The 4,327-nt window shown below is 71.5% G+C and carries 5 protein-coding genes; 1 reads left to right on the top strand and 4 read right to left on the bottom strand.

The features are described from left to right. Positions 1–173 precede the first annotated feature (173 nt). Positions 174–1,055: an alpha/beta hydrolase family protein gene (locus tag AC31A1_RS47505; protein WP_489659283.1), complete on the bottom strand. Its 882-nt coding sequence runs from the start codon at positions 1,053–1,055 to the stop codon at positions 174–176. A gap of 240 nt (positions 1,056–1,295) precedes the next feature. Here AC31A1_RS47505 and AC31A1_RS47500 point away from each other — a divergent pair, with 240 nt between their 5' ends. Next, the gene (locus tag AC31A1_RS47500; RefSeq protein WP_489659282.1) at positions 1,296–2,012 is read left to right on the top strand and encodes a TetR/AcrR family transcriptional regulator; all 717 of its coding nucleotides are present in this window, start codon (positions 1,296–1,298) and stop codon (positions 2,010–2,012) included. Between the two features lie 15 nt (positions 2,013–2,027). On the opposite strand, the gene kynU is transcribed toward AC31A1_RS47500, so the two are convergent. The 3 genes from kynU to AC31A1_RS47485 form a co-directional block, all read right to left on the bottom strand. Further along, on the bottom strand, positions 2,028–3,221 hold the full coding sequence (kynU, locus tag AC31A1_RS47495) for a kynureninase (protein WP_489659281.1): 1,194 nt from the start codon (positions 3,219–3,221) through the stop codon (positions 2,028–2,030). Then, positions 3,214–4,053 carry a tryptophan 2,3-dioxygenase family protein gene (locus tag AC31A1_RS47490; RefSeq protein ID WP_489659280.1) on the bottom strand — a complete coding sequence of 280 codons (840 nt, stop codon included), beginning with the start codon at positions 4,051–4,053 and terminating at the stop codon, positions 3,214–3,216. The genes kynU and AC31A1_RS47490 overlap by 8 nt, the downstream gene beginning before the upstream one ends. Before the next feature lie 169 nt (positions 4,054–4,222). Further along, positions 4,223–4,327 (bottom strand): DUF3151 family protein (locus AC31A1_RS47485; protein ID WP_489659284.1); only part of this gene is annotated, 105 nt, incomplete at its 5' end.

Below are 4,327 nucleotides of genomic sequence, written 5' to 3'. Positions count from 1 at the left end.
ATCCCCGTCTCCCCTCCCCGTCCGCCCGGTTGTCGGGCCGGATCATCTGGAAGGAAAATTACGGATCCGAGGTCGTCGTCCGCGTCACACCAGGGAGCTCACCTGCGTCGTAGCTCTCAGGTATTACGGGTATGACCGGGACGGACAGGCACCCGGGCGGGGGCCGGGGCCGCTCACCACGCCAGCTGTGCGATCTCCTCCGCCACCACCGCGCACGCGTCCGCCGCCGGGTCGATCAGCGGGAAGTGGCCGACGTCCTCCAGCAGCGTGAGGCCCACGACCTCGCCCGACTTCGCCGCCGCGTCCGCGTAGGACTCGGCGACCGCCTGCGGGACGACGATGTCGGCGCGGCCCTGGACGAGGGTGGTCGCGATGCCGGTGGGGAGGAGGAGCGACGGGTCCGCGTACGGCAGGCGCTCGGCGAACCTGGCTTCTCCGCCCAGGAGTTGAGCGGCCGCTCCGTCGCACACCGCCAGCTTCTCGGCGACCGCGAAGTCGGCGATCGGGGCGAGGGCGACCACGCCGCGCAGTGCGGCGGGGGCGTCGGTGCGCCAGGGGGCGTCCTTAGGGAGGACGTGCCGGGCAGCGGCCCAGAGGGCGAGGTGGCCGCCCGCCGAGTGCCCGGTGATCACCGTGCGGCGCGGATCGGCCTGCGGCAGCGCCTCCCGTACGAGCGCGGGGAGGGCGTCCAGCGCCGCCGCGACGTCGTCGAAGGTGTCCGGCCAGCGCCCCGCGACCGGACCCGTACCGCCCTGCGTGGGCAGGGCCGCGCCCCGCCGGTACTCGACGTTGGCCACCGCGAACCCCCGTCGCGCCAGGAAGTCCGCGAACGGGGTGATGTGCCGGCGGTCGTACGGGGCGCGCCACGCGCCCCCGTGCAGTACTACGACCAGGGGTGGAGCCTCGCCCGGCACGCGTTCGCCGCGCGGGGCGTAGAAGTCGATCACCTGATCGGGGTGGTCGCCGTACGCGGCGGTGCTGTCGGGGTCGACGGCGGGGTGCGAGAAGGCCGACTCCTCTTCTGCGGCGGCACGTGCGGCTGCGTCGTCCGGCATGCTCCAACCTCTCAGCGACGATGGGGGCACCTCCCAGGCTTTCGGCACTGGGGGAGGATTTGAACGGTTCGGATGTGGCGGACCTGGAGAAGATTGCGACCGTTGGCGGGACGCTACCAGGACGGTGACGTGCGCGGACAAGCGGATGTCACGCAGGGTGAGGGTTAAACGGTTCTGCTGTTTCGTTACGCTGACGCCGTGCCCGTCACGGCACCTCATCAGCACTCCAAGGAGACCGCAATGTCCGCCGAGGACGAGCACGCGCACAGATCCCAGCCCGACCCCGAGCTCAACCCTGAGCCCGCCCCTGAGACCGACCCCGAGCCCGGCACCCTGCGCCCCGGTGGCCGCACGGCACGCGTGCGTACGGCGGTGCTGCGGGCCGCGGGTGACGTGCTGGCCGAGCAGGGCGTCGACCGGCTCGACCTCTCGGACGTCGCCCGGCGGGCGGAGGTCGGCAAGACCACGGTGTACCGGCGCTGGGGTTCGGTGACCGCGCTGGTCGCGGACCTCCTCGTCGACATGGCCGAACAGTCGCTGCCGCGCGAGGAGACGGGCTCGCTGCTCGGCGACCTGCGCGCCAACGCCCTGCTCGTGCAGCGCACCCTGGCCGATCCCCGGCAGGGCGCCCTGTTCCGCGCCGTCATCGCCGCCGCGACCTGCGACGCCCGTACGGCCGAGGCCCTGCGCCACTTCTACGAGGTACGGGTCGCCGAGTGGACGCCTTGCGTCGAACAGGCCGTGGCACGCGGGGAGTTGCCCGCCGATACCGATCCCTCCCAGGTCGTACGGGCCGTATCGGCACCCCTCTACTACGAGTTGCTGACCACCGGGACCGCCCCGGACACCCCCGCCGCGGAGCGCGCCGCGCGCGCCGCGCGGGCCGCCGCCGTGGCAGGGGTGTACGTCATCGGCCTCTCCGAAGATCTAACCACTCCCGTCTCCTACGACGGTTAGATCGAGGTACAGCTTCTAGCGGACCAGGTCTCCCAGCGTCCGAGCCGCCCGCTCCACGTCACCGAACCCGACGTACAACGGCGTGAATCCGAACCGCAGCACGTCCGGATGCCGGAAGTCGCCGACCACACCCCGCTCGATCAGCCGTTTCATCACGTCCCCGGCGTCCGCGCACCGCAGCGCGACCTGGCTGCCGCGCTCCGCGTGGGCCACCGGAGTCACCGACTCCACCCGCCCGGCGGGGACGTACGACGCCACGCACTCCAGGAAGAAGTCCGTCAGGGCAAGGGACTTGGCACGCACCGCCTCGATCGAGACACCGCCGCCGTCCCACACCTCAAGGGCCGCTTCCAGAGCGAGCATGGACAGGATGTCCGGCGTACCCACGCGACCGCGCAGGGCACCGGCGGCGGGTTCGTACTCGGAGCGCATGCCGAAGGGTTCGGCGTGCGAGTTCCAGCCGGGGAGCGGGGAGTCGAAGCGCTCCTGCAACTCCCGGCGCACATACACATACGCGGGCGAACCCGGGCCGCCGTTCAGGTACTTGTAGGTGCAGCCGACCGCGAGGTCGACCCCGTGCTCGTCGAGCCCGACCGGCAGCGCGCCCGCGCTGTGGCACAGGTCCCAGACGACCACAGCACCCGCAGCGTGCACCGCGGCCGTCAGCGCGGGCAGATCGTGCAGGCGGCCCGTGCGGTAGTCGACGTGGTTGAGGAGCACCGCCGCCGTACGGTCGCCGAGCGCGCCCGGCACCTCGGCCGGGGTCACCGGCCGCAGTGTGCATCCGGTCATCCGGGCCGCCGACCCGGCGATGTACCCGTCCGTGGGAAAGGTCGTGGCGTCGACGACGATCTCGTCCCGCCCCGAACCGGCCGTCATCCGCACCGCTGCCACAAGTGCCTTGAAGACATTGACACTTGTGGAGTCGCCGACGACGATCTGCCCGGCCGCCGCCCCGACCAGCGGGGCGATCCGGTCACCGATCCGCTCGGGCGCGGTCCACCACCCGCTCTCGTCCCAGGAGCGGATACGCAGTTCGCCCCACTGACGGCGTACGACGTCCTCGACCCGCCCGGGAACACCGGCCGGCAGCGCGCCGAGCGAGTTCCCGTCCAGGTAGACGACCTCGTCGAGGACGAACTGCGAACGCACGCCCGCCAGTTCATCGGCAGCGTCCAACTTCTCTGCTTCAGCGGCAAGTTCAGACATGGGACCGCGCCGTCCACAGCTCGGGGAACACGTTCTTCTGCGCGCGCTTCTCCAGCCAGGCCACGCCCGCGGAGCCGCCGGTCCCGGTCTTCGCGCCCATCGCGCGCCGGGTGGCGACGAGATGGTCGTTGCGCCATCGCCAGACCAGTTCGGCGACGTCGGTCAACGCCTCCCCGAGCCGGGCGAGTTCGTCGTCCGCATCCCCGGAGTAGAGGGCGGTCCACACCGCCTCGACCTCCTCCGACGGCTCGTACCGCAGCGTCACGTCACGCGTCAGTACGGCCTCGGGGACGGCGTGCCCGCACCGTTCGAGAAGCCTCAACACCTCGTCGTAGAGGCTCGGTTCCTGAAGGGCCTTCTCCAGCTCGGCGTGCACGCGCGGCGCTCCGCGGTGCGGGACGAGCATGGACGCGGACTTCTCGCCGAGGAGGAACTCCATGCGGCGGTACATCGCGGACTGGAAGCCGGAGCCCTCGCCGAGGGCGGCGCGGTAGGAGTTGAACTGGGCCGGGGTGAGCTGGCCGAGGGGCCGCCAGGAGGCGTTGAGCGCGTCGAGTTCCCGCACGGAACGCTTCAGCGCGTCGATCGCGACCGGCACCCGGTCCTCGCGCAGGGCGCGCGCGGCGGTCTCCCACTCGTGGACGATGACGGTGAACCACAGCTCCATGACCTGGGTGGTGACGAGGAAGACCATCTCGCCGGGGTCGTCGGAGCGGGTGTGCTGGAGGTGGGTGAGGACGTCGGCCTGGACGTAGTCCTCGTAGGGGGTCGTCCCCTGGAAGTCGAGATGCGGGGCCTCGGGCTCCTGAGGTTCCTGAGCCGGTTGGGACATCGCTGTCTCCTGATGCGTACTCCGGGTAGCGGTCCGCCCCTGCCGTTATCGACACGGGGGCCCCGGTCCCCACCGGGCATCCTCCACAATCGTCCCCCGAGACCGCAAGGCCCGCCTGGTCACACCAGGCGGACCTGCATCAATACCCACGGACTACGGGACTACGGGACTAGCCCAGCGTCTGGGCCGCCGCGGGCGAGGAGTCCTTCAGGAACTGGCTGCACCGCGCGTACTCCTCCTGCTCCCCGATCGCCTGCGCGGCCCGGGCGAGGGC

Source organism: Streptomyces sp. P5F9, from assembly GCF_057961495.1.
This window is presented reverse-complemented; position numbering and strand designations above follow the sequence as displayed.

Bases quoted from the DNA above. Each gene is read 5' to 3' on its own strand.
- kynU (WP_489659281.1), bottom strand. From the start codon at position 3,221: ATGTCTGAACTTGCCGCTGAAGCAGAGAAGTTGGACGCTGCCGATGAA.
- AC31A1_RS47505 (WP_489659283.1), bottom strand. From the start codon at position 1,055: ATGCCGGACGACGCAGCCGCACGTGCCGCCGCAGAAGAGGAGTCGGCC.
- AC31A1_RS47500 (WP_489659282.1), top strand. From the start codon at position 1,296: ATGTCCGCCGAGGACGAGCACGCGCACAGATCCCAGCCCGACCCCGAG.
- AC31A1_RS47490 (WP_489659280.1), bottom strand. From the start codon at position 4,053: ATGTCCCAACCGGCTCAGGAACCTCAGGAGCCCGAGGCCCCGCATCTC.